The sequence below is a fragment of the Acinetobacter sp. TUM15071 genome (genome assembly GCF_008980925.1).
Taxonomy (GTDB): Bacteria; Pseudomonadota; Gammaproteobacteria; order Pseudomonadales; family Moraxellaceae; genus Acinetobacter; species Acinetobacter dispersus.
In genome coordinates this window covers 1-26159 of the sequence record NZ_BKGB01000029.1, presented here as the reverse complement: position 1 = coordinate 26159, position 26159 = coordinate 1, and the positions used below count along the sequence as shown (strand labels likewise).

Annotated in this window: 15 protein-coding genes; 4 read left to right on the top strand and 11 right to left on the bottom strand. The window is 36.4% G+C overall.

What is annotated here, in order from left to right:
• The 3 genes from GBI66_RS18675 to GBI66_RS18665 form a co-directional block, all read left to right on the top strand.
• Window positions 1-287, top strand: a 287-nt coding sequence (locus tag GBI66_RS18675) for a hypothetical protein (RefSeq protein ID WP_151717110.1), incomplete at its 5' end; no start/stop codon positions are given.
• Window positions 288-379: 92 nt separating this feature from the next.
• Window positions 380-2323, top strand: a complete 1944-nt coding sequence (locus GBI66_RS18670) for an AAA family ATPase (RefSeq protein WP_151717109.1) — start codon at window positions 380-382, stop codon at window positions 2321-2323.
• Window position 2324: 1 nt separating this feature from the next.
• The gene (locus GBI66_RS18665) at window positions 2325-3194 is read left to right on the top strand and encodes an HNH endonuclease (RefSeq protein ID WP_151717108.1); all 870 of its coding nucleotides are present in this window, start codon (window positions 2325-2327) and stop codon (window positions 3192-3194) included.
• 159 nt (window positions 3195-3353) lie between these two features.
• Here the strand turns inward: GBI66_RS18665 and GBI66_RS18660 are convergent, their stop codons facing one another.
• From GBI66_RS18660 to GBI66_RS18635, 6 genes are all read right to left on the bottom strand, one after another.
• Window positions 3354-4571 (bottom strand): multidrug effflux MFS transporter, encoded by a 1218-nt coding sequence (locus GBI66_RS18660; protein WP_171494343.1) that lies wholly within the window; start codon window positions 4569-4571, stop codon window positions 3354-3356.
• A 35-nt stretch (window positions 4572-4606) separates the two neighbouring features.
• A complete protein-coding gene (locus GBI66_RS18655; protein WP_151717107.1) occupies window positions 4607-5302 on the bottom strand; it encodes a flavodoxin in 696 nt (231 codons plus the stop codon).
• Window positions 5303-5314: 12 nt separating this feature from the next.
• Window positions 5315-6418, bottom strand: coding sequence for an alpha/beta fold hydrolase (locus tag GBI66_RS18650; RefSeq protein WP_151717106.1), 1104 nt, complete (start codon window positions 6416-6418; stop codon window positions 5315-5317).
• Window positions 6419-6432: 14 nt separating this feature from the next.
• On the bottom strand, window positions 6433-7566 hold the full coding sequence (locus GBI66_RS18645; protein ID WP_151717105.1) for a carboxymuconolactone decarboxylase family protein: 1134 nt from the start codon (window positions 7564-7566) through the stop codon (window positions 6433-6435).
• Between the two features lie 89 nt (window positions 7567-7655).
• Window positions 7656-8705: an alpha/beta hydrolase gene (locus tag GBI66_RS18640; protein ID WP_151717104.1), complete on the bottom strand. Its 1050-nt coding sequence runs from the start codon at window positions 8703-8705 to the stop codon at window positions 7656-7658.
• A 21-nt stretch (window positions 8706-8726) separates the two neighbouring features.
• On the bottom strand, window positions 8727-9578 hold the full coding sequence (locus GBI66_RS18635) for an aldo/keto reductase (protein WP_151717103.1): 852 nt from the start codon (window positions 9576-9578) through the stop codon (window positions 8727-8729).
• 155 nt (window positions 9579-9733) lie between these two features.
• Here GBI66_RS18635 and GBI66_RS18630 point away from each other — a divergent pair, with 155 nt between their 5' ends.
• Entirely contained in the window at window positions 9734-10633 is a 900-nt protein-coding gene (locus tag GBI66_RS18630) for a LysR family transcriptional regulator (RefSeq protein WP_151717102.1), read from the top strand.
• 910 nt (window positions 10634-11543) lie between these two features.
• Here GBI66_RS18630 and GBI66_RS18620 read toward each other — a convergent pair.
• The 5 genes from GBI66_RS18620 to GBI66_RS18600 all read right to left on the bottom strand — a co-directional run bounded on the left by GBI66_RS18620 (window position 11544) and on the right by GBI66_RS18600 (window position 25963).
• On the bottom strand, window positions 11544-16238 hold the full coding sequence (locus tag GBI66_RS18620) for an RHS repeat domain-containing protein (protein WP_151717100.1): 4695 nt from the start codon (window positions 16236-16238) through the stop codon (window positions 11544-11546).
• An 18-nt stretch (window positions 16239-16256) separates the two neighbouring features.
• Window positions 16257-16595: a hypothetical protein gene (locus GBI66_RS18615; RefSeq protein ID WP_151717099.1), complete on the bottom strand. Its 339-nt coding sequence runs from the start codon at window positions 16593-16595 to the stop codon at window positions 16257-16259.
• Between the two features lie 856 nt (window positions 16596-17451).
• Window positions 17452-17985 (bottom strand): hypothetical protein, encoded by a 534-nt coding sequence (locus GBI66_RS18610; RefSeq protein ID WP_151717098.1) that lies wholly within the window; start codon window positions 17983-17985, stop codon window positions 17452-17454.
• The gene (locus GBI66_RS18605; RefSeq protein ID WP_151717097.1) at window positions 17982-24161 is read right to left on the bottom strand and encodes a DUF637 domain-containing protein; all 6180 of its coding nucleotides are present in this window, start codon (window positions 24159-24161) and stop codon (window positions 17982-17984) included. Before GBI66_RS18605 ends, GBI66_RS18610 begins: the two co-directional genes overlap by 4 nt.
• Window positions 24162-24217: 56 nt before the next feature.
• Window positions 24218-25963, bottom strand: coding sequence for a ShlB/FhaC/HecB family hemolysin secretion/activation protein (locus tag GBI66_RS18600; protein WP_151717096.1), 1746 nt, complete (start codon window positions 25961-25963; stop codon window positions 24218-24220).
• Window positions 25964-26159: the final 196 nt, after the last annotated feature.

Here is a 26159-nt window from a genome sequence, read left to right as displayed (position 1 = left end):
ATGTTTTACACTCAATAGAAGAAAGTTCTATGAATATGGCTCAATTTAGTGACCTTATTATTATCATGATTCAGAATATTCTTAAGTTAAAGACTCAAGAATTAGTAAGCCGTATGGATACAGATGCTATCACGAGAGTCATTCAACAACTATATGATCAAGCAGAAAATGATAAAGATGATGAAAACCTAGGGAATTGTCTTGATATGTGGGATGAGCTTTTGTCTAGTAATCACATATTTATAAGAAATATGACTGAAAAATTGGATGGTAGATTACTAGCATGATTTGTTAAACTTAATGTATTATGACAATTATTTACGAACCGAATTATTGAAAAATAATCTTTTGAGCTCAAACTGAATAACTTTGGAAAAGTATGAAAAATTTACAGCTTGCTAAGAATATAAAAATAGAAATCTTAAGACTTCTTGCTCAACAAGAAGAAAAGTTATTCAACAAAATTGATCCTTTAACTTTTTTTGATTCAATTTTAAATTTGCGAGCTTTAGGCTCTACGGACACAAGATTCACAAATGCAAGACAAGACTTGGAAAAGCACTACGTAATCAATAGTGATTGGACACTAGAGGAAATATTCCTCGATAAATACGATTTCACCAATTCTGATGAAAACTTTTTCAAACTTCTCAACCTCGTTGTATCGCCTACTGTGAATGATACAGAAGAAGAAGTAAAGTTTTTCTATTACACCTTAAACCCAATTCTTAACAACCACTCGCTTGAATATCGATTAAGAAATATTAACGAATATGGTATCTCAATATTTGAATTGGATACTCTAGATGTTGATAATCGGTTTAAAGATGTTGTTGATAATACCACCCCAATTTTTGTTAATAAGGAAAAAGATAATGATATTGTAGAAAAACTAAATAAAAAATACTCTACTTACATCTTGCTTAATCCTACCGATTGGGATGATTACAATAGCAAAAACCAATTTGAATTGTCAGTTCAATATCAAGGTCAACACATAAATTTAGGTTTATTAAAAATAATATCAAATGACTCTAAAAGTACAACAGTGAGCCTGCCAGATGAATTAATAAAATTAGGTCAAGAATATTGTTCACTTGGAGAGGGAATTGACTACTACAATAAGATCAAGAGTTTTTTCGGGAACCATTATCTGACAATTTTAAAAGCTTTTAATGATGTCGCTTTTTTCCCACAAATAAGTGAAAACTTTGAAAATGCTTATGATTTCAAAAAAAGTTTAATCAGATTTGATGGTCAAGAGCAATTAATGCGTCAAGCTCGTTATATTGTTGATAACTATGATCTAAGTAATCTTTATTCTTTTGAGTATATCTACAAACCTAGTTATTCAGACAATATTGACCCTATAAAAATACCTTTTAATTTCGATGATAATCGTGACCTCCCTAACAGGGTTTATGCCCTTATTGGAGAAAATGGTGTTGGTAAAACCCAATTGGTTTCCAAACTACCTATAGATTTGGCTAACCAAGTATTAGATAATTTTTCTCCAAAAATACCACTTTTCAGTAAGGTTATTGCTGTTTCTTATAGTATTTTTGATAATTTTGAAATTCCTGAAAGCTCATCAAAAATTAATTATTTGTATTGTGGCTTAAGAAACAAAAAAAATAATGAAGAATATACACTAAACAAAACAGACTTAAAGAATAGATTTTTTAAATCTATTAAAAGAGTTCAAGATAATAAAAGATTCGACAATTGGTGTGAAATCGTTGAAAATTTCTTTTCAAAGCACACAATCGATGATTGGAAAACATTGGATGAATTAGAGGACCAGTATGTATTAAATATCAGTAAATTCAACAATTCTTTGGATAAGTTTAGCTCTGGGCAGTCAATTTTTGTTTTCATTCTAACGGAAATATTAGCGAACATTCGTTATGATTCACTAATTATATTCGATGAACCTGAAACACATTTACACCCGAATGCTATTTCTCAGCTAATTAATAGTATCCACTTATTAGTTAAAAAATTCAAATCTTATTGTATCATCGCCACTCATTCTCCAATTATTGTGCAGGGCATTTTTTCTAAAAATGTTTATGTCGTTAGAAATGAAAATGATGTTTTAAGTGCCAAGCACCCTTCAATTGAAACATTCGGCGAAAATTTATCTAAAATAACGGATGATATTTTCGGAGCCAGAGATACAACTTCACAATTTCAAAATCAGTTGCAACTTTTAGTTAATAAAGGCTACAGTTATGATCACATTATAAATCTAATTAAAACAGACAACATTCCATTAAGCTTGAATCTCACTGTATTATTAAATTCTATGGTGAAGAATTAATATGATTAACTTAACTCCATACAATATTGACAGTAAAGATTTCTTAACTAAAGTTGTTCAGTCTAAGAAAAAACTTAAGGATGAAACTCCTCCTTTATATAAACATAGAATAGTCCCCTTATCTCGAAAAATGTTGCCTGCATTTGAGGAATACGATGATGCATTTTCATTAAATTCCTTACACATCGTAAATGCGAGTGTTACTTTTACTGACGATGAGAAATCTGATGTATTAAAACTATATCAATATGATCAGAAGCAATTCACATTATTAAAAAATGCCATAGTTTCACGAGCAAATAATTGTGAAGATCATACCTGCCAATACTGCACAATAAATAGCGTAAATACGTTAGATCATATTATGCCAAAAAATGATTACCCAGAATTTTGTGTTCATCCTAAAAATCTAGTACCCGCATGTTCTCAGTGCAATGGTAAAAAATCAACAAAATGGATGACTAATGGTGTATTCGAGTTTTTAAATCCTTACTTACATCAATTACCTAAAATTCAGTTTCTATTTGTAAATGTAGAATATATAAATGGTACTTTTAAAGTTCGATATTATTTAAACAATTCAAACAATTATTTGCCATCATATTTGTTTAATATTATTGAAAACCATTTTCGCAACCTTGACCTATTGGAAAGATATAAACAATCTGCTGCTAAAACTATTTCACGTTTTCACAACAGCATTGAAGGCTCACTTACAACACAAAGTCTTAGTAATGCATTAATTGGTGCGAGAAGAACGATCCAGTTAAACCAAGCTGCATTCGGATTTAATCAGTATGAAAATGTACTTGCGTTGGAGCTATGCAACGGTCCCGCTTACAGACAATATTGCCATGATCAGGGGTATTAAATACCCCTGTTCTAAATTTTCTTAGATAAATGCACTTTTATGTTTGCTTCAGTTAAATAAGTTTTCGTAGATGTCTCATTCCTTAAACAAAGTTCTTATCCTTCCCAAAAAATATAAGGGAGTGTTTCCTCTTCCTATCCTTATGACTTATTTCAAAACTTAACTGCTATCTTTCAAAGGTTGTATGATAAAAATCATACTGGTACTCAACACTGTGAAAATGGTCATAATCACAATCATGGTCTGTGGTGTACCAGTTGAAAGCCAAGCGAGTAAAAGCGAAGAAATAATGCCACTACCATACTGTAATGAACCAATCAAGGCAGATGCTGAACCTGCCATTTCTGGTACACCATCCAATGCGGCTGCGGTTGAATTAGCAGCAATCATGCCGTTCATTGAAAAGAAGATAAAAACCATTGCAATGATGCTATAGATTCCACCAACCTGTTCGTAAAATAAAATGCAGAGAATAATTAACGCCACAGTAGCAATTGCAGTAGTAGATTTAAGTAAATGATCAAGGCTAAACCGTTTAACCAAGTTACGATTAATAAAACTGAGTCCCATCACTCCCACAATATTCAATGCAAACAGCCAACCATAATGTTGGGCATCCACGCCATAGAAAGAAATATAAACAAAGGGTGAACCCACAATAAAAGTAAAGGCAGCAACGTAAAAGAAAGTGACACACAAGGTATAACGCATAAACTGCAAATTACCCAATAACTGACGGTAATTGGCAAAGGTATTCATCACTGATGCCTTAGTACGCTTCTCCACTGGATGTGTTTCAGGTAAAAAGAACAGTGTTAAAAACATTAGTCCGCCAATACTTGCCAGCAACCAGAAAATGCTATGCCATGTACTGAATTTAATGATCTGCCCTCCCAAGAGTGGTCCTGCAATTGGTGCAATTGCCATAATCACCATCAATGTTGAAAGCATTTGCGCAGCTTGGGTTCGACCATAAAGATCACGAATCATGGCACGTCCAAGCATTGGACCAGTACATGCTCCTAGAGCTTGAAACACACGCCAAAATACAATTTGCTCAATGGATTGAGACAACGCACAACCAATTGAACCAATCACAAAAAGAATCATGCCTATAAATAAAGGAATTTTTCGTCCAATGCGATCGCTCATTGGCCCCCAGATCAACTGTGCCAATGCAAACCCAGCCAAAAATCCTGTGACTGTTAGCTCAACATTTCCATTTAACTCTTGTGCCATTTGAGGCATTGCAGGTAAATAAATATCGGTTGAGAGTGAAGTGAATGCCATTAATGCACCCAAAATCCCCATAAAAAACCAGCTTGAAGTGTTCAATGCAGTATCAGGATTTTGAGTGTGTGTGGGGGAAACAGGCATTTTAGAGACTCGATTGATCATGTTTAAAGGATAACTTAGTTTGTTGCATGGTTTTTCAGGAGCTGTTGAATGACAGGATTATTTAGCGACAAGTCTTGCAACCATTGTGCGATTGTATTTTTGGCTTGGTTGGCCCGTTCACCTTCCATAACAAATAGAATTCCGTCCCGTTCAATACCACCTCGTAGCTCAATACTCTGTATGATTTGGCATCCGCGACAGTACTGGTTGAACTGGGCAAGACTTTGTCCCATGCCATAGCCCGCATTGTTATTGAATGGCACAATCATCTTGCCATTTAGATCAGCTTCATATTGATTGAGAAAACTTTTAATCGGTGGTGGCAGCTGCATGTCCCATGTTGGAAAGCCAACAAAGATGGAATCATATTGCCCAATATTTTCGATTCGGGTTTTTAATGGCGGTAAATAACCATTCTGATTTTCCTGATCGACTTGCCTAACAATTGCTTGATAATTTTCAGGATAAGGTGTCTGCAACTCTAAAGCCACCAAGTCCCCACCGACTTTTTCCTGAACCATCTTGGCAAGTGCTTCAGTATTTCTAGTCCGAGACAGATAAACAATCAGGGCTTTCGGATTGTCTGTATTAACGGGTGGATTTGGTGAGGGAGCCATGTTCTGCGCTGTCTGTGAATTTTCCGCGCTTGGACATCCCATCAAGCCAATTGCACAAATAAACAATAGAATAAAACGGATACTGATAAGCATCGTCCATCCTCCTTAATCCAGTTTATTTTTATGCAACCATTGCGAAAGTAGTTCTGCGATCTGCTGATTGTTTAAATCAGAAAATGGAAAATGGGTATTACCGTAAACCCCAATATCAGGCAAATGCACCAACTGGGCTTTTCCCCCATGCTGATTGATTTTATCCACCCATAACTGTGCCATTTTCAGGCGTACACGCCAATTGTCCTGTCCCGCATTTTGCTGTCCTGCATAGTCATTTTTCTCAGTAGGAATATTATCGCCATAGTAGATAATGATTGGCATTCTGGTCAGCTTCTGAAACTCTGCTATTTTGACTGGGGTTGGTGACAATGTCCCTGTTGCACTTGGCATAGGTTCAGGCAGTTCATTTTCAGGAAAGACAAAACCACTGCCAGGTTCATAAGCAACGATGCCTTTGACCTGATTTGATTTTATTGCTGTCCACCAACCTGGCCCTCCGCCCTGTGAATGGGTAATCAGTACCGCATCACCTGATTTTTTCAGGACTTCAACCATCGCATCACTAATCACCTGCTCATCATAGGCCCCTGTATTCGGTGTCATTTGACGGAAATACTGGTTTAAAGCGGTTGAGTCTTGTGAAAACTGTACTCCCTTAAATAAGTTAGGATACTGTCCTAAACGAAACATATTGAACCATGCCTGATCATTGGTGGTGGCTGGCACTTCCGCTGACACAGTCGATTGTCCCGCCTGTCCCCGACGTGGTTGGTCGACCACATACACTGGGAAATGCTGGCGTAGGAAAAGTGTTTGGAATCCCTCACGACCATCAGGTGTGGTTCCCCATGTTTTCGCTGATTGTCCCGCACCATGCAGGAATACCAATGGATAAGGACGGGCATGTTCAGGGATTTGATAAAACACCGAAGCATGGTCACCATGCAGGGTTTGACCTTGCGGATTAAATAGTTGTTTATCATCAAACTGTCCCGCACTTTGAATGACTTTCCCTCCTGCGGCAAAGTTGCCTTGCTGGGCAATACTTAAAGCAGTGGATTGATGCGGAGTTGTAGAACAGGCTGAAATGGTCAGCGCAACTCCTACTGAAAGTAAGGTATTTGTAAATCTTATGTTGAGGCGCTTATTCATTGTCATTATTCCTATTACAACTGTTGTAAAACATCCTGTGCATTATTTGCCAGATCACGTCCAACAGCCTGCTGTAAGGTGCTGATGATTTTTTGCATCTGGGTAGTATCCACCCCCAGATTTCGGGTAATTCTTAAATGAGAACGCAGTTGGGCATTGACATCACCCATGGCAGACAATGTACTCACCACTACAATTTCACGTTCCAGAGGCGACAAGTTGTCCTGACTAAACAAATAGCCAAATAAATGGGCTTTTAAGGCGTAATCCATTGTGGGTGAGAAGTTTTCAACCAGTGGTTTTGAACTTTCCTTAATGGAGGTCTTGTTAAGATCAGCCAACTGTTCTATACCGAGTTGATAGTAGTCAGTACCACGTGGTAACGTGCTTGGCAGTGCGCCCTGTATATCCTTGATGCCTTGTTTTTGGCGTTCCTCAAGCAGACTTTTAAAGGTCAATGCTCCATTTAAGGCTCGGGGAAAACCCGCATAGGCATATTGATGGGCAAACATTTGCTTGATTTCATTTACCGTTAAGCCATTTTCTAATCCCTTGATTAAAGCAGGTTTTAGTTTTTCCAGATCACCTGTTGCAGTAAATGCAGCAATGGGGATTAAGCTTAATTGTTTGATGCTGAGCTGTACTGTTTCAGCCTTTTCAGGTGTTTTTAAAGATTTTGCTTGTGTAGGTAAATCCATTTTTTCCAGCCATGTCACGCTCTTGCCATCGGTTGCCACAGGAGTAATGGCAATATGCGACATCGCACTATGCTCACTTGCCCCGTGCCAGTGTTTGACATTGGGCGGACACCAGATGGTATCGCCTTTATGAATGGTCTGGATGGGTTTACCCCATTCCTGAGTACGTCCCTCACCTTCTGTCACAATCAGGTATTGACCGTGTGGATGGGTATGCCAGTTGGTGATCGTACCTACTTCAAAATTGACAATGGCAGGTGCAACATCACCTTGCGAGGGCATCACTGGGTAACGGGCAAAGTTTGCCTTGCCAGAAAAATTACTGGATGGGGCAGATTGGATGTCTAGCTGTTCTGCCCGAGTAATCTGCTGTTCCATTTTATCTTCTGCCAAAACTGTTCCAGAGATAGCACTCATCATGAGAACTGCATTAATTTGATTTCTCGTCATATTTTTATTATCCCTGTTAAAAAATAAAAATAGGGCAATGATTCAAAAAAAGCCATTCAATCATTGCCCATCATCCAGACCAGCAATCTCTATTTCAGGTGCTTGCCATAAAATGCAGTCAGTTGCTCCATCGCCTGTTTGACATATTCAGGCTTCCAATAGGTTTCAATATGGGTAGCATTAGGAATTTTGAATAAGGTTTTGTCTTTTGTGCCTGTGGCTTTGGCAAAGGCATCTTCAGTCATGTAAAGACTGTCTGCCTTACTGCCTGCAATCATGAGTAAGGGCTGATTGATCAATTCGATTTGATCTGTCGCATCCCAGCGCATCAGGTCAAGCAAGCTGCTCATGGTATATTTAAAGGTTGAATTTGGATGGGCATGGGTACGCCAATAGTATTCATACCCCTGACGATACATCTCAAATGGCAATGCAGCAATTTGCTCATCAGTCATATCGGCATCACCCGCATAAAGAACTTTGCCGCCTGAAACTTCCTGAGCACGAGCATCAGTGGCTTGTTTTAAACGCTGTTGAATAGTATCCAGTTGCGAATCGGCAAAACCATTACGACGCACTCGTCCAGAATTGAACATACTGAGCGTAGCTACCACTTTAAAACGTTTGTCTGTTTCTGCCGCTGCCAATGAGTAGCCACCACCGCCACAAATGCCAAGTAAGCCTAAACGGTTATTATCTACTCCAGCATATTGGGTAATAAAGTCCGCCATGCCATGCACATCTTCAATACGGTTTGCAGGTTTATCAACACTGCGAGGCTGACCACTACTACCACCCTGATAGGCAGCATCAGCAGTAATGGTGATATATCCCTGTTCAGCCAGACGTTGGGCATATAAGCCTGCAACCTGTTCCTTAACACCGCCATTTGGATGCGCTACCACCACCGCAGGATATTTTTTATTTGGGTCATAATTGGCAGGTGTGTAGACATTGGCAACAATATCCAGCCCATTCAGTTTATAGCTGACAGGGTGAATATTGACCTGACCTTTGACATTCTCAGTAAGCGCACCGCCATATACCAAGCCAAAAGGATTTTCTTTTTTGTCTGCAGCAAAACCCGCACTTGAAGTCGTAATGGCTGCCGACATTAAAACAGTTTGTAGAATTTTCATGTTCGCTCCTGAATTTTAAGTTTAGACATCCATTTTTCGACCAGCCAACCACTCAATCATGGCGGGGTCACGATGCGAGAAAAAGGAACTGGTGGCGGTATCCATTGCTGTGATTTGAGTCATGTCCTCAATCGACAGCTCAAAATCAAAAATATCAATATTTTCCTGCAAACGTTCTTGACGTACTGATTTAGCTAAGGACACAACATTGCGTTGCAGTAACCAGCGTAGTACAACCTGTCCAACGGATTTACCGTATTTCTTGCCAATCTCAATCAGTACAGGCTGGCTGAATAAATTATTTCGTCCTTCTGCAAAAGGTGCCCAAGCTTCTGGTTGAATATCGCGGGACTGCATCCACGGTACGGCATGGAGTTGCTGGTTAAATGGATTCACTTCAACCTGATTCACCGCGGGTTTGACCTGATTAAATGCCATCAGATCAGCTAAACGATCAGGATGAAAATTACTGACCCCAATAACACGGATTTTACCTGCGGCATACAGCTCTTCCATTGCTCGCCATGCCCCATGTACATCACCAATCGGTTGGTGAATCAGATACAGGTCAAGATAATCCAGTTGTAAACGGTTTAGTGAACGCTCAAATTGAGCTTTCGCACCCTCATAACTGGCATCCTGTAACCATAATTTGGTGGTCACGAATAATTCTTCACGTGCAATCTGGCTTTGGCGAAGTGCATTACCGACCTGAGTTTCATTCTGGTAAGAGGCTGCGGTATCAATCAATCGGTAGCCTGCATCAATCGCATGTAAGACTGCCTGTTCACACTCCACAGGGTCGTTCATCTGGAAGACACCAAAACCAGCGAGGGGCATTTCAATATCATTGTTTAATCGAAGTGTTTTCATTGCTATCTCTCACCACGTACATGCAGAACATCGGTTAAAAAATAACTATACCTCGACAATTAACGATGTATTAGTTAGGCAATTTCGATTACATTTATATTGATTTTTGATTAATTACATCCGATTAACAAAATAATCGTATTTTGAGGTAAATGATGTCTGAGAATTTAGATGACTTAAAAACGTTTATCGTAGTCGCCCAAACTGGCAGTTTTACCAAGGCCGCGGGACAGTTGGGAGTTTCACAATCAGCCCTGAGTTATACCCTCAAAATGCTGGAACAACGTCTTGGAGTTAAATTACTCAATCGAACGACTCGAAGTGTTTCTACCACTCAAGAGGGAGAACAGCTTCTGAATGATATTGCCCCACTCATTACGGGTATTGAACAAAAACTCTATAACCTCAACGAATTTAGAGATTCACCTCGTGGGCGATTAAGAATTAATGGAACTGAAATCAGCTTTAACTTTTTATTATGGGATAAGTTATCCAAATTTTCTCATGATCATCCCAATATTCAGCTTGAATTGACTATGGATTATGCCTTTGCAGATATTGTTAAAGATCGCTATGACATTGGTATTCGATTAGGGGAAAATGTCCATAAAGACATGATTTCGGTTAAGATCAGTGATGAACTAGAAATGATGACTGTCGCCTCACCTCATTATTTAGAGACTTATGGGACACCACAAACACCTGATGAACTACATCAGCATCGATGTATTGGACTACGCTTACCTAGCCATGAACGCATTCAATCATGGGAATTTAAAAACTCAAAACTGAATCCAGAAGTTCAAACTATATCTCCGGAATGCTCCATGGTCGTCAGCCATGCGAGATTACAACTTAAAGCAGGACTAGATGGACTTGGAGTAGTATGGCTACCCAAGATGATGGTTGAAACAGAAATAGAAAAAGGAAATTTTGTCAGAATACTAGAAGACTGGGATATGAGTTATTCAGGCTACTATATGTACTACCCAAGTCGTCGTGAATCTTCCCCCTTATTTCGACTACTGGTTGATGCTTTACGTTTAGGTAATTGAGGAAATTATTTTTTAAAATAAAACAAAGGTTTATATTTTATTTAAATTTAAAGCTTACGATCCAAAATTATGCTTTGAATAATGATGAATCTTTTAGTTTTTATAACTTTATACCTCTAAATTACTTAATTTAATCAATATAAATTCATAGATTCTTATGAATCAAACTTTAGGTAAACAGAAGTTCAGCAAATAACACCTGGGATTTTATTCATTATTTCTGATATAGATTAGACATAAGCAAACACTTAGTCAAGGTTCTTATACCTAAAGGATATGAATGTAAAAAATACCAATTTTATATTAAGACCAGCTTACATCTTGCTAACTGATTAGGTCCTTCTACTGAAAAAAGTTGAATTCATCCAGTCTTTAGGAAAAAGAATTGATAAAATAAATAATGATAGAAAAAAATAACAAAAAAAAGTGGTGTCAGGTACCGTAACTTTCAATTTGTCTTATGTAAAAAATATCCAAAAATAAATAAAAATATAAAAAAACACCAGAACTTATTATGGACATCCTATCATTAAAAAATTCTCCCTCAAGTAATTAAAAAATCTTATGCCGGGTAGCCCATACCACCGTAATAAGTAGCAGTGTTGATAGAAATGAAAGAGCACTTGCTGCAAATATTAAATCTATTGCGCGTGAATTTAAAGACAATCTCCCATCCAAAATAAACTGTACATCTCGGCCATCTAAATAAAATAATAATGACAGAGATATCCATACAAATGAAAATACAAATATGAAGCAGATTAATGCTAAATATCTGAGCTTCCATTTTTTTCGATACAAAAGATAACCAAGCATTAAAGAAGTTATAAAAAAAATACCAAAACTGAATATAGACATAAGACCCTCTTAAGAATTTGAGTGTGCTTTTACACACTCAAATTTGATTAACTTATATTGGTAGACGACACATATAAGAACAACCCAGCTGAAGACTACCACCAGAATTAAAATAGATTGTTATGCCTGTACCGCTATATGAACCATTAATATACATATCGACGTATCCAGCACGGTATCCATTATCTTGATAACCCTTAAAACCTAAATAATCAGAGCCTTGATTTACTCCTGCACTACCATTAGATACGCCCCCCTCATATCTGCGCGATGAATTCCGCTCATTAATATCATTTAATATTAAATTCGTAGTTTTTTTCCCTACAAGCATATTACCTGTTAAAACGATTCCAGCAGGGGTTGTTACTTCTCTCATCTTATTAACTTTAGTACTTTGCGCCATATTTTTGACCGCATTTAAACCTTTTAGCCCCCACTGTTTTATAACAGATGTACCTTGAGGGATTGCAGTAGGTACAGCATTGCTAATAACATGTACATCTGCTGCAAGAAAAGCAGCTTTACCAATACCACCAAAAACTGCCCCCACAACCATTTGCTGCCCTAACTTTTTAATAGAGAATGAGTTTGAAAAATTATCCAACATACTCTCGTCATTTTTATATCCTTGGTACACTGCGTTTAAGACTGTTTCTCCCGTATAAAATACGCCTCCAATTACAGCACCGACCCCCATTGCAATTAAAATTGGATTCTCACCTGTCATATCAACATACATGACAGGATTATTCAAGGCATAAGCATATGGGTTTAAGCCACCAGCTAAACCAATCGGATCTGGCTCCATATATCGACCTAACTCAGGGTTATAGAAGCGGTTATGGTTATAAAATTGACCAGTAGTAGCATCATAATACTGTCCAGGAAAACGTAGATTGAATGTGATATTACCTACAGGATTTCCGAGACCAAAAGCAGTACTATCCCAGCTCCACACAACATTACTATTACTACTATCAATCAATCGACGTGGGGTATTTTGAACATCGGTGACGATATGATAAATCTTAGTCGCCGACCCACTTCCATACACTGCTGCAACTGGTTTATCTCCTAACCAAATATATTCGATTAGCGGAATTCCTGCCGCTGTATACTCACCAAGTAAATGACCTTTTTCATCATAAGTGAATTGAACTGCTGTATTTATCCATGAACTTGTTACACCACTTAAAGTTCGCTCATCATTGGCGTTATAACTCATATAACGACTAATGTTTGTAGAAGTCCCTTCACCTCGACGTCGCCCAGCATAATCGTAACTTGGAACAATTGAACCAAGATATAGCTCTGCGTTTGCAGTGTAATTAACTGTCTGAGCTACTCCATTTTTGGACAGTGAGGTAAGTTTGTTACCTGTATAGCCATAATCAACAGTTGCAACAGGTTGTAGGTGATCGCCTGAAGCTCGTAGAGTCAAGCGATTTCCATTCTTATCATAGGTATAGGTGATTACGTAGACAGAGCTTGCACCATTACTTCGACTTTCTGACAGTATACGTTGTTGTGAATCATAGCTAAAATTATCAGTTAAATTATTGTTTCGCTTAATACTTGTAATACGTCCATCACGATCAAAGCTATAATTGAGGCCATACGTAATCGTTCCACTACTATTTTTATTACTAATCTGATTAATCGCACCATTTTTAGCTGAACTATAAGCCCATGTATAACTGCCAGCATTACTTCCCCATGTCCAGCCCGTCATTTGACCACTTAAGTCATAACCAATGTTACTTAATAAAGCAGTCCCATCTAAAGTTAAACCTGTGAGCTGTCCTTTTGATGTGTTGTCATAACTATAAGCAAGCTTACGTCCGGAAGGTAAAGTTATACCAGTGAGTTTGTCGCCAAGACTCCATGTATAAGTGTTTGATAAAGTATTTGTGTTAGTGCCAAATGTGGTTAAAGCTTTGTTTGACTGGCTTTTGCTAATGATGCGATCGTATAAATCATAGGTATAACTATTATCAACTCCATAAGGTTTATTGGTTGTTATTTTATCTAATCGACTATAGCGGCTTGAGTCAAAAGTATATGTATCATCATAACTCAACATATCAGGTGTGCTAGAGCTACTATTTTGGCATTGAATACTTTTATTTCGCCCAATTTCATCTATATTTGAAAAACTACATTTTCGATTACCATATGTACTCTGAATTAGCTGATCGGCTTCATTATAGCTATAGCTCTTTGTACCATAGTCCTTATTACTTTCTTGAACCAGCACATTCCCATTACGATAAAGATACGGATTTGTTCCAGATGATAATGCATCAAGCGATGTCGTTAGATTATCTAACGCATCATAGCTTTTAGTATCCGTATTTCCTGCGCCATCTGTATGACTGATATTACGATTCAGTGCATCATAAGCCCAGTTCTCGGTAATTCCTTGTGCGGTCTTTGTTTGAACTACATTACCATTTGCATCATAACTTAGTGTTTTCCAGTTTGACGTAGCGTCGGTTCCAACTTGTACTTTATTGACTCGCCCATTTACATCTAATGTCTGATACAAACCTTTAAATACTGTAGCAGAAGAGCTATCTTTTAACTCATCACTATTAAGAGTGTTATTATTGAAATAGGTTTTTATATTGACACTACCATCCGCATAAATCCTTTTAATCATACGGCCTAAGCTATCGTAATAAAAACTTGTCTTTTCACCATCCTCATTTACAGTGCTTGTAAGTTGCCCGAGTGCATCATAATCATAAGAAACTGTTTTACCTGTGATGGTTCCTGTAGTGGAACCGGTTCCTAGAACAACTCTACTCAAGCTACCATCGAGATTGTAGTCGTATTTTTCAACCATACCATTTGGATAGACAATTCGTTCAGGCTGCCCAAATGAATTATATCCAACATATTGTTCTGTCCTTTGAGCACCGTTAATGGTGCTAAAAACTGTCGCCAAATTACCATAGTTATCATAGCTATAGTTTATTTTATCCAAAGTACCAGCACGCGGACCATCCTCGCTACTTAATAAGCCATTATTAGGCTTTGTCGAATCACTAAAATATGTATATGTTGTTACCCTCGTCGTACTCTGTGCCTGATTCGATGATTGGCTTTGTTTTACTACTTGCCCTTTCTCGTTTACTTCATTTGTTATTGTAAAATTAGAATTTCTAATGGTTGTGGGGATATTAAATATATTCTCTGTGCCATTCGACAATACACCATAAATATAATTTGTTGTTCTACTAATACTTGAAGCAGATGCTTCAACTATCTGCAAAATACGATTCAATCCATCAAAAGCATAAGCTGTAGTATTACCATTTTGATCTGTAATTTGTGTTGGATGGATTTCACTTGGTGCATACACAACAGTCTTAATAGGTCGATTATCTCGTGTAGTTAAACAAGGGAATCCTGCAACATCAATAATTGTCTTTTTATAATCAGGATGTGATGTATTAATAGTAGTGCTTGCCGATTGACTACCGTCAGGAGAAAAAAACATTGAAATCTTACTTGCATTTTGTACATCATCATAAGTAGTCGTAGTATTCAATACTTTGCTTCCGCTACTACCAACGTTTGATTGTAAAATAACCTTTACCGAAGAAATTATTTTATAAATCCCACTAGTTATTACAACAACACTTGGATGCTCAACTTTCCACGTCTGCTGAATTTGATTAGAATTATCTGTGACTGATTTTAATATTGGGCGTTGGGCAGCAACTTCAGGATTAGCAACATTATTATCTAATGCTGTTGCATAATGAGATAATGATAAGGCCGAATCATATGCATAGTTTTCTTTTCTACCATTCTTAGCATTTTTTATTTGCGTAAGTTGAGGATAATTTGTTGTGCCAGCTTGTACTGATGAATAGGAGAAATCATATTTTTGAATATCACCTTGAGTCCCACTATTAAGGCTTACAGAAGTAATTTGAGAACCATTACGAATTAAAGATAAATTATTATTTTTGTTATCTGATACTTGTACTAAGTTAAGCTGTGCATCATAATTTAAATTTAGCGTATTCCCATTTGGATATGTAATTTTATTGAATCTAAATAAAAGTTCATTATTAATAGATTTAGAAACTGTAGCACTATAAACAACACCAGCCCGAACAACGGTCATAGAGTTAGATCCAATATTAAATTGAATTTCACCAAAATCTTTAGAAGCATAACCACCAACCATTCCTTCACCTGGGAGGCTTGATGCCTCCAGCTCTGAAGAAGTATATAGCCGATATAACGCACGGTTTTTCTCGCGAAGATCAGGTTCTGGATAACCAATTTCCGTAAAGCCTGTAGGCCCATTTTTAAAATAATACCGATGGCTATCATTTGGTAATTTAATTACATAATTTGTAACTCGAATATAATATCCACCTCGGGTACGATAAGTACCATAAAAAACATTGACAAACCCATCATAATTATCAGACCAAGAGTCTGCACCTATTGAATTTTCTTGATCTATTGTTTGATGCCGTGTCGCTCTGCGATAGGAAAGGCTGTAAGGAAGTGCTCCTGAGATCAAATTTTTATTAAAATTAACCTGACCTGAGAGAAGATTATAACCTGCTGTACATGATTTTATATTCGGATCATATGAAACAACGGACTCTCTATCTACTGTATACATATCATCGGCAAAACTAGGCTGTGGAAAAATATATAGGATACTAAAAAAAATATATAAGAAAATTAACAACTTTGATTTAATTAAATTCATCATATCTCTATCACTTTGATGTTATTTATTTGATAATTCATTAATATATTTGCGATCACGACTAAGCCTGATGTTATTGCTTAAGTCAGTATTGGACTCGATCAAGATAAGGTTCAAAGCTGCTTTAGCATTTATACAATCATCTCTTTGAAAGTATTTTGTAGTATCGAGATCACAAGTACTTCTTATTTCTTTGCTTAATTCTGGCTTTGTCTTGTACCAATTAATGGTTCTATCTTTTTCTTGTTGTGGTATTCCATCAGTGTTTTTTAAAAGCTCTTTAATGGGATCACGGGTACAACCAGAAAATAAACATATTACTGCAGTTAAGAGAAATATTTTTTTATATGATTTATCCAAAAGCGCACCCCACCTTATTTAACCTTTAATCACCTATGCATTAAATATGCCAAATATAAAAATGTATTATTTACAAAATTCGAGTAAAAAAACGCACAAAAACATACCAAAAATGCACCAAAAAAGCTCAGATTTAGCCTTATTTTTTACCATTTGATCGAAACTCCCTTAGAATATTAAAAATAATTAATTCTTATAAATATTTAATTTTCATATGCATATATAAAAACAAAAAATTCTAAATTATTTATAAATAATGAACTGATATTCCAATCTGTTTTCTTATACTTCTGTTAGATAAAGCATCAATAAGCTTAATTACGAATAGGTTATTCCATAACTAATACAGTGAGTTATGTATTGCTAATGCTCTGCTAAAATTGATGATAATCTAGAGTAGATTCACTCATATAGTATTTGATAATATCCCAGTTCAAAAAATTCAATCTAAAGATGATCTAATTACAGTCTTAGTAGTAGCAGAAGACCTCTAATCATTGACAAACCACCTCATTTCTATAAAGAAATGTGCCCCCTAGGCTTAGAAACTTATCTTTCTTAGCGCTGAAAAATATTGAACTGGCTAAGTTCATGAAGTATTAAAAATTTAAATAGTAATAAATTCATATAAACCATTATTTTTATTTATAAATATTTATTTTCTTATCATGAACTAAGTTTTAGGTAAACATAAGTGCAGTAAATAACACCTGTCACTTTATTCATTATTTCTGATATATATTAAAGCTCAACCTGCTTTTAGTCAAGGTTAAGAAATCTAGGCATATAAGTAACAATGCAATTTTTATTGAAAGGCCCTCAAACATATTGAAGGCCTTGATAAAATTTTTAAATGTTAAGCCTTGAAAACATTTATTTGCTCGACTACATGATCAGAGTAAGTACTTGAGTATTCTATTAAATAGTCTGTTTTCAATGCTACTCCTTCAATTAGAGCAGGATCTTCATCACTGTCAATATAAACGTTATCATCTATGAGATAGTGAACATCAGCGTAAAAGTAAAAATTGAATTTCTCATGAATTTTACTTAATTTATCACCAATATGAAATTCTTCAAAAAGTGCACCTTTATAGCCAGAATACAATTGGATAGATTCTAACTCAGAACTATTTCCATTAAATACCAACACTACTGAATCATTCCAATAACAATAGTTAAAGTTATACTGGATCTGGGTGATTTCATTGAATTCTTTTTGTTCATAAACCCTCCAAACATTATCAAATATAGATTCTTCAAGATAATCATCAATAAATAGATGTCCAGTTTGCTTCAGGAAATCAGCATATTGCATTCCTAAACTAAGCCCAGCAGCACCTTTATTTGGGATAATTGGCGCATATAGATCAGGGGTTAAATTCTTCATTTCCAAATTTCCCATTTGCCACTTTGATATTTCAATTTTTGCCCGTTTTGATTCAGATAAATCTGATTTGACGCAATAGTACCTGGTTTAAAAGAACTATTAGGATCAATGATTCTAATTTGTGTTCCATCGTTCATAACCATTTTATAATACATGTCTCCGCTTTTGGAGTGTTGCCCACCACCAGGATGATATTCAATTTCTTTGATACCTGTTGCACTCTTTTCAACTTTATAGACTTGTGCTAAACCTGAGGTCCCTGATTTAGGAGGTACTAGTGTAAGTACTGCACCATCCATTTCAAATGAATATTTAATATCTTGAAGACTTTTACCCCATATATTTGCTGGTTGACTGTCAATATTCCGAGGGATATTTGCCAATTTTGCTAAGTCTTCTCGTAAACCTAATCTTGCAGTAGCTGACGCTGCTGAAACTGGTGCAGTAGCTCTAATTCCTTTTAATAGATCATTACCTTTTCCAACGGCCTTCCCTGCACCAGGTATGACATCTAGAATATTTGTTGGAAATAAAGCTTCATTCAATGCATATAAGGTACCAAATGTAACCATTTCAGCTTGCGATAGCCCACCAGAATCTGCTTTTTTTAATAAGTATTCTGCTATCTGAGTTTGAGCATTTTTTAACGCTTTTATATCGCCTTTAGCAATACCTCTACTAACAGCATCTAATGCTTCTCCTCCTTTTTCCCCCAGATATCCTTTTGCTTGCTCTAATAACTGCTTAACTTTCTTTTCATTGAATGCGTTGTTTGTGAGTGCAATATTTGCAGAATTAGATGCAGCACTTACATCATATCCAGCATAAGCAGCAATAACTCCTGATGTCAGTTGCCCAACTAATAGGATTTTTTGTTTTTCTTCTTCTGTATATAACAAACCATTGGAGGGAGGACTTAAACTAGCAACAATTTCGCCCACAGCCCCACCGATCGCTCCTGCTTCACATTGCTTTTGTATTGCACCAGCAATACAACCCGCTAATGCATGGGCCAATTTATGGGCAATATAATTGACATCTTCTAAACCTTTAATGTTATTTGCCATTTCTCCCTGTAAAGTTCCAGCTAAACCAGACAATAAAGCAACTTTCAAATTATCTTCTAAGTTTCCACCATTTATAGCTGTTTGCACTAATGTAGAGCCGACTGAACTTGTAAAGTTATTAATTAGACGATCTGTAAGTAATGCACTATCAGGTTTCAAATTTAAAGTTGAGCCTAATTGACTCATTAAGCCAGCAGTGACCACTGTTGCAGCTAAACTTTTTACCGACTCTTTACTTCCGAGATCTTTCAGGGTCTGAGTAATATCTCCGCCATTATTTACCAAGCTGATAGAAGCTTGAGTTGTTAAGCTTAGTAAAGCAGCATTAGTGATTGTTCCACTTGTTCCTAATAAAGCTCCAATTCCAGCCCCACCTGATACAGCAGCAATTACAATCGCCAAAATTGCTGCGCCTGCCGCAGTCAATCCTTGAGACTTATAATCCCAGTCTTTTTGGGTGAGAATTACTTTTTGCCAATCGACATCATTCCTATTTACAAAGTCTTTTAGGTATTGATTACCGGGTTGATTAGCAAGTTTTAAAATCTCATCTTTCAGTTGAACTTTATTTTGATCTTTTTCCCCTACAGGAATTTGAACAATCAGACCACCAACTGCTTTAAAAACTGGAGTCGAAGGACCGTTAAAGCTAGGTAGTTGTGCAGTTTCAGTAATTGAACCTTTATCTTGCATCGATTGCCAAACAACTGAATTACTCTCATTTTTGGTCAACTCAGAAATCGTTTGTTTTGCTACTAGTAAAGATAAGGTCCCACCAGCTTCGATGGTGGCACCTTTTAAATATTCAAATTCCGTTCCAACTAAACGAGTATCAAAACCAGATTTTGTACCAATATAATCTGCTTTTAATATTGCTGGTATTTCAGAAATCTGATTGCGTGTCGCACTTGTTTTTGAATCATTATATTTTATTCCAGCAAAAGATGATTTTTTAGTTACATCTGTTTTACTACTCGAAGATTCTTCAACTGTGTAGAAATTAAGATTACCACCAGAACGTATAGAAATTTCCCCTCCATCAGCTGAGAAATTTCCGGAATATATATCAATACTATTATTTGGATTTTTCATTTTACTTTCTATAAAAATATTCTTACCTTGAATATCCACAGAAGCTGAATCAACATCATTATTTTCATTCTTCGTAGTTATATATTTTTTCTTAAGACCTCCCCAGGATCTTTTCTTTTCAGTAGTTGTTGATCTATCATAGCTTTGTTCTACCGCTGCATCAAATAAAATATTTTGATTTGCTTCAATTCTTACATCTCCATTTTTAGAAATCACACCTGTTGCTTGCATAATTAAATTATCATTTTTAGTTATACCTATAGCTTGTATATTGACTCCTTTAGGCCCATTGATAATTGTTGGATTAATTAAGGTTTTAAAACTATAATTTACATCATTCTCATTACCTTTATCATAGAAATTATTATGACCATCCATAATAATACTTGCATTTAGATTTTTTTTATTACCATTAACTTCAGCTGTTGCTGTATATATCTGATCTAAAACACCTCGTGCTTCAATATTAACTTTACCCTCTCTTGAAGTGATATTCCCTCCGCTAACTAAAATTCCTTTTGAAGAAATAATATTCACATCACCTAACAATGAGTCTAAAGAGCTTTCTGAATGCTCATATCCAGAAAACCTATTGATACTAAATGTCTTTATTTCTTCATCAATTTCTTCAATCTTGGCATACAAACTGGTCTCTGGCTGAGTTATAACATCATATTTATCTTGTAAGTTATTTACTAAATCAACTTCTTTTCCACATAAATCATATCTAGGACATTCCATATAAAATTCACCGCCCATTGGAAACCATTCATCGGCCATTTGTTTTAATACATCTATTGCTTTATCCAACTCTATTCTAGCCTTATTTTTTTTCTGTATATAATCTGAATTACTTAATAATTTTTGCAATCTAATATTAAAGGAATTTTTTGTATCATTTAAATTGGTTATAACTTGATTTGACAACAAGTTAGTAAATTTGTTTTTTACACCATCAATTACTAGATCACTATTATTAGAAACTATATTAATACTTTTATTCGAAGTTAATTGTGAACCTTGTAACTCAACCTTATTGCCTTGTAAATTGATTCCACCATTTACCGTATTTAAAGAGACAACTTTTTCTGAGCCATTGCCAGCAGTGCCACCGTATCCTTTTAGAATTAAGTTTCCTTTTTTCGAAACTAAATCTATATCTCCAACCGCTGTTAATTTGTGCTTTGTTGGATCAATCGTAAGATCACTACCTGTTTGAATACTCAAGTCACCATTTAAGCTATTCAGTTTTGCATCATTTTTTAGTAGATCATTGCCTGTCGCATTATAGTTCATTCCTGTTTGACCAAGAATAAAACCACCTGCCTCCATTAATACAGCACCACCTGTGATATTGGCATTTTGTAGAACTTGATTACCTGTCGCTGTTACAGAAGTCACGCCTTTAGAAGTTAAGTTGGTGACTTTATTCGGGATCCATACCGTGGAAGGTGTGTACTCTGCATTAATATAGACTGTACGACCTGAGTTCACTGCTAAGTGTTGATCTGAAGTAGCCGTTACGCCTTGCAAGGTGAGTAAATCTTTTGCATGGAGCTCTGTATTGCCTTTAGAAGTCAAGACACTGTCTTTTAATGTAGTCATACCCGTTTTGCTACTGACTACGAGCCCACCAGTTGTTGTAGTTAACCTTGTATTTTCAATACTTATATTAGATTTATTATTATCAATCGAAATTGCTTGTCCACTTAAAACATTGGTTACGTTACTATTGCTTAAGGTATCATTTTTTAGAATGACATCTACATTCTTATCGAGAGTAAGACCATTCTGGCTGGTAAGCTGAATTTCACCTTGTTGAGCAGTTAAGTCAGTAGCATTAACCTTAACATTACCCTCACCAATTGATCCGATCGTAATGCCTTTCTGACCACCAATTACACTTTTATCAGTCGTTAAAGTATTTTTTCCAGCTACGGGTGTTGCAGCTTTTTGCAAAGAATTCAGCTCAATATTTTTATTTGCAAGTATCGCAATTTTGCCCCCGGTTGATGCTTTCAGACTATTTGCAGTAATATTTCCATTTAAGGCATTAATATTAATGTCCCCAGTATTACCCCAGAGTCGACTTCCTTGATCAAGGAGGATATCTCCTCCATCACTGACAATATCAACACCATACGCCCCAGAGCCCGTCATATAAATATTCTTGGTGGTGATGTTCTTTCCAGAAAGTTTGAGTCCACCACCTCCAGACAACTTAGAGTTTTGGTCTTTCCCTTCTAATGTCAACTGATTGCCAGCACCTAACTGGATCTTGCCACTGGTATAAGGAAATTCCTGGTTCGTCGTACTAAAGTTCAGGTTATTACCTGCATAGACATTAATACTGTTCACTTGTGCTTGTGTACTATTCGCTTTCTTCAGAAAGTTAAGATTATTTATGATCGCGTCTTTATCTGAATAGACAGTTAATCCTTTAGCTGCATAAACAGAACCGCCTTGGACATTAATATCATTGCTATCATTGTCTTTTGAAGTAGATTGTAAATAGATATCACCCGTTGATGCATGTAGTCGGGTATCTGTAAGTTTTAAATTCGTGTTGCCACTAAGCGTTAGATCTTTGGCTGCAACAAAACCAGCTTTATTTGAGATAAGGCTATTATTGGCTTGTATTACCGCTGAACCTCGGTTACTTCGAAGCTCAGTATCAGCATCTAAATTGATATTTTTAGCATCGATATACAAATCACCTAAGGCACCTAAATTAGCAACTTTTGTTCCAGCTGCTAAATTGAGATTGCCTTTGGCACTCAGAATTAAAGGTGAAGACGAAACGCCCTCATAATTCAACGTAATATCTTTTGCATTAACATTGATGTCATTGCCAGCATCAATACTTAAAACACCATAGCTATTAATAATACCAGAAGAATTAATATCCCCTGCGGCACCTGTATTCGTCGTACTGATATTCACTAGGCTTTGAGTTTTACTGGTTGAACTGATTGTTCCGCTATGCTCAATTTTTCCAGCGCTAGTCACTACAAGATTATTTACGGCTTGTAATGTTCCTGCGTTATTTACACCTAAACCTCTTTCAGTTCCCATCAAATAAATGTTATTGGCGTACATACCACCTAAAGCTTTGACATCAATTGCAATGCTTGGTGCTGCGGCAGTCGATGTTTTAGCTTCAACTTTCGTTAAGTCAGCACTAATGGTATTGGCACCTGTAATAACCTGAATATCATTGTTGGCATGGACTTGTGCATTAAGTTCTAATGCACGGGTATAAATATCAACATAGTTTGCATTGTTATTTGCTGTACCACCTAAGCCAAGATTGGAACCAGCATTTGCTGAAATCGTGATTTTACCTTGATCGACGATGAACTCTTTAATTGATCCATCTGCATTAAATTGCGGTTTCCCGGTAGTAAGAATGGCTTTATTTGCATTAATAAAACCTCCACCTTTAATATTGATTCCAGCAGGGTTTGCAATGATAAGATCAGCTCGCTGACCCGCGATTTCTAGATTTCCTTCGAATTTTGAGGCAATTGCTGAGTTCACCTCATTAAGGATGACACGTGCTTCACCTTTCTGAAGATATGGATTGGCCCCCACACTACCGACAATGCTCGAAGCAGCCCCAGCTCGGCTATTGTTAAGCACAGCTCCTTGTGTTGGAACATCGAACTCTTTATAAATATTATGTGATACACCACTCGCATTTGGTGTTTGGATATTAATCACAGGTACATTTTGTTTTTGCGTATTTTGTCCAACTCCAATCACTGGACGATTCGCGGCATTCGCTCCTAGATCAGCAACCATTCCTGCATAAACTGTTGAAAGTGGCATCCACAGGCTCATACTCGCCACTAAAGCTTTTACATGCCAAAGTTGATGAAATGCTTGATCTGTTGTTTCGGTAACAGTACTTGTCGATTGCCCCGAAGTTTTTGTTTGGCTTTTTGCATTTTCAGCTACAGCCATAAACATTTGACGAGCTTTGTTATAGATAATACGGTAACGGTTTTTGTTCATTTCTGTTCAGCTACATTCGAAAGTGAGAGTTTAAATAAATAAGTAAATCTAATAACTTAGTATGAGTAACTCAGGCTAAAGCCTGTTACCCAATCCTTATCTAGATTTTTGGGCGCAATGAGCCCATGACCTGCAAAAGCATCTAAATAAATACCTTGGTAATAACTTCTTAATCCAAAGACAGTGCCAAGTAGATGTCTATTGTCAGGAATGCTGTTTCGGCCATTGACCCAACCTTGGTCAATGCCGAAATAAAACTGTGTATTGGGGATTGAGGAGTTAAAGCTCATCTCTTGCTGTAGGTAGTGTCCGTTATCACCAGAAAGCATGATGTCTCCATCAAATCCTCTTACGCTATATCTGCCACCAATATAGAAACGATCTTGTGGAACTAGGATTTTTGGCGCGTATTGACCTTTCCAGCTCAAACGGTATTGCACTGGATAATCTAAAATTTGGAAGGGATAATTTAAGCGAAGGTCTGCACTCCAAAGAGCGGCCCGTGCATAACCTTCGGAAGGACGTAAGTTGCCATAGATATCTCGAATTTGCTCTTCTGCTGCAGGTTTTGCATTAAGAGCCCCTGTACCATGACGGTAATCCAGACCAAAATCTAATGAGGCGACGCCAAAATATTGACGATGTTGTAATCCAATATTCCAGCCTGAGGTTTGACGACGTTGTACCTCGACTTCAATATTTTCAATAAAGTTCTGGCTACGCTTATGATAGGCTTTTCCATAAAGACTAGTCTTATAATGGCTTCCACGACTTAAAAGATGTGATAGCGTCAAATTACTCTGCTGCGTTTTACCACTATAAAGAATTGGTGAGTTATAACCTGCCACATATTGGTCATATTCTGATTGGTTAAAACTGGCATTTAATTCATAATTGCGGATCGGAACTTGATAACTAATAAAATAGTTCTGGTTCTTATTCTTTTTAAAATCATCCAAAGAATGACTAAAATTCAGATTAAAAGCATCATTGAGATGAAATGGGCTATTTAGGCCAACACCAATATTTCCAATATATTTTCCAGTAGTCTCACTACCCGAGTCATCTACACCAATATTAAAGTTGAGCTTTTTCAATGGCTCTGCCTTTATCAGTAAATCACTATAGCCATTGAGTTCTGTCTGCTCTTCAGTTGAGGCTGGAATAATTTGAATATCTAAAGTGCGGTTTGTGGTACGTTTTAGATTTTCTAAACCTTGATCTAATTGTCGTAAATTGAGGACATCATTTTCTTTAAACGGCAATGCGCTATTAAGTTCTAATTTTGAGGGTTGTTCATTTGCTCTAATAATTTTATGCAATCGACCAAGTTCTAGTTGTAGTTCTAAAAGGCCAGTATTCAAATCTTGAGGTAAAGCTGTAATTTGACTAGTAATCATTCCCCGTTTCATCAATTCATTTTGGGAATAGCGAACGAGATTTTGAAGACTTTGAGTACCTATGCATTTACCGACTACTCCCTTTTTATGATTGTTTAGAGTTTTTATTAAGTAAGAAAAATCATCAACTTGGTACTGTTGGTCAAGATTATTTTTTATTGACAGTGTGACCTGCTTAATCGGAAAGCAAGGAGTTTCTTCTACAACAATATCTTGTATCGTATAACGAATAGATTGTTTCTGTTGCGGTGCGATTTGTGGATCTTGATCAAGAAGTTGTTTCTTTAATTCATTTAAGCGTTGATCTTGTCGAATTACTTCTGGGAGAGAAACGTCTTCTAATGCAAAGCCAAGAATAGGAATATAGCCCAACAAGCACCCTAGGATTACTTTTTTATACATTGCTATTGTTTAACTAAATTTAACAAAAAATCATGCGAAATTTATACAATATTCACATATTTAACAATACATACAAATGAAAATCATTATCAAGTGGGTATTAAATATACAGAACAGTCTTTTATTTGATTTTGGAATATAAATTTATTGGGTGTTTGTGATTTTACCTAAGTTCATGAACTGGATTTTAATAAAT

Excerpts from the sequence above, each read along its gene's own strand:
- GBI66_RS18660 (WP_171494343.1), bottom strand. The coding sequence starts at position 4,571 with ATGCCTGTTTCCCCCACACACACTCAAAATCCTGATACTGCATTGAAC.
- GBI66_RS18630 (WP_151717102.1), top strand. The coding sequence starts at position 9,734 with ATGTCTGAGAATTTAGATGACTTAAAAACGTTTATCGTAGTCGCCCAA.
- GBI66_RS18610 (WP_151717098.1), bottom strand. The coding sequence starts at position 17,985 with ATGAAGAATTTAACCCCTGATCTATATGCGCCAATTATCCCAAATAAA.
- GBI66_RS18670 (WP_151717109.1), top strand. The coding sequence starts at position 380 with ATGAAAAATTTACAGCTTGCTAAGAATATAAAAATAGAAATCTTAAGA.
- GBI66_RS18645 (WP_151717105.1), bottom strand. The coding sequence starts at position 7,566 with ATGACGAGAAATCAAATTAATGCAGTTCTCATGATGAGTGCTATCTCT.
- GBI66_RS18635 (WP_151717103.1), bottom strand. The coding sequence starts at position 9,578 with ATGAAAACACTTCGATTAAACAATGATATTGAAATGCCCCTCGCTGGT.
- GBI66_RS18655 (WP_151717107.1), bottom strand. The coding sequence starts at position 5,302 with ATGCTTATCAGTATCCGTTTTATTCTATTGTTTATTTGTGCAATTGGC.
- GBI66_RS18650 (WP_151717106.1), bottom strand. The coding sequence starts at position 6,418 with ATGAATAAGCGCCTCAACATAAGATTTACAAATACCTTACTTTCAGTA.
- GBI66_RS18640 (WP_151717104.1), bottom strand. The coding sequence starts at position 8,705 with ATGAAAATTCTACAAACTGTTTTAATGTCGGCAGCCATTACGACTTCA.
- GBI66_RS18600 (WP_151717096.1), bottom strand. The coding sequence starts at position 25,963 with ATGTATAAAAAAGTAATCCTAGGGTGCTTGTTGGGCTATATTCCTATT.
- GBI66_RS18665 (WP_151717108.1), top strand. The coding sequence starts at position 2,325 with ATGATTAACTTAACTCCATACAATATTGACAGTAAAGATTTCTTAACT.
- GBI66_RS18605 (WP_151717097.1), bottom strand. The coding sequence starts at position 24,161 with ATGAACAAAAACCGTTACCGTATTATCTATAACAAAGCTCGTCAAATG.
- GBI66_RS18620 (WP_151717100.1), bottom strand. The coding sequence starts at position 16,238 with ATGATGAATTTAATTAAATCAAAGTTGTTAATTTTCTTATATATTTTT.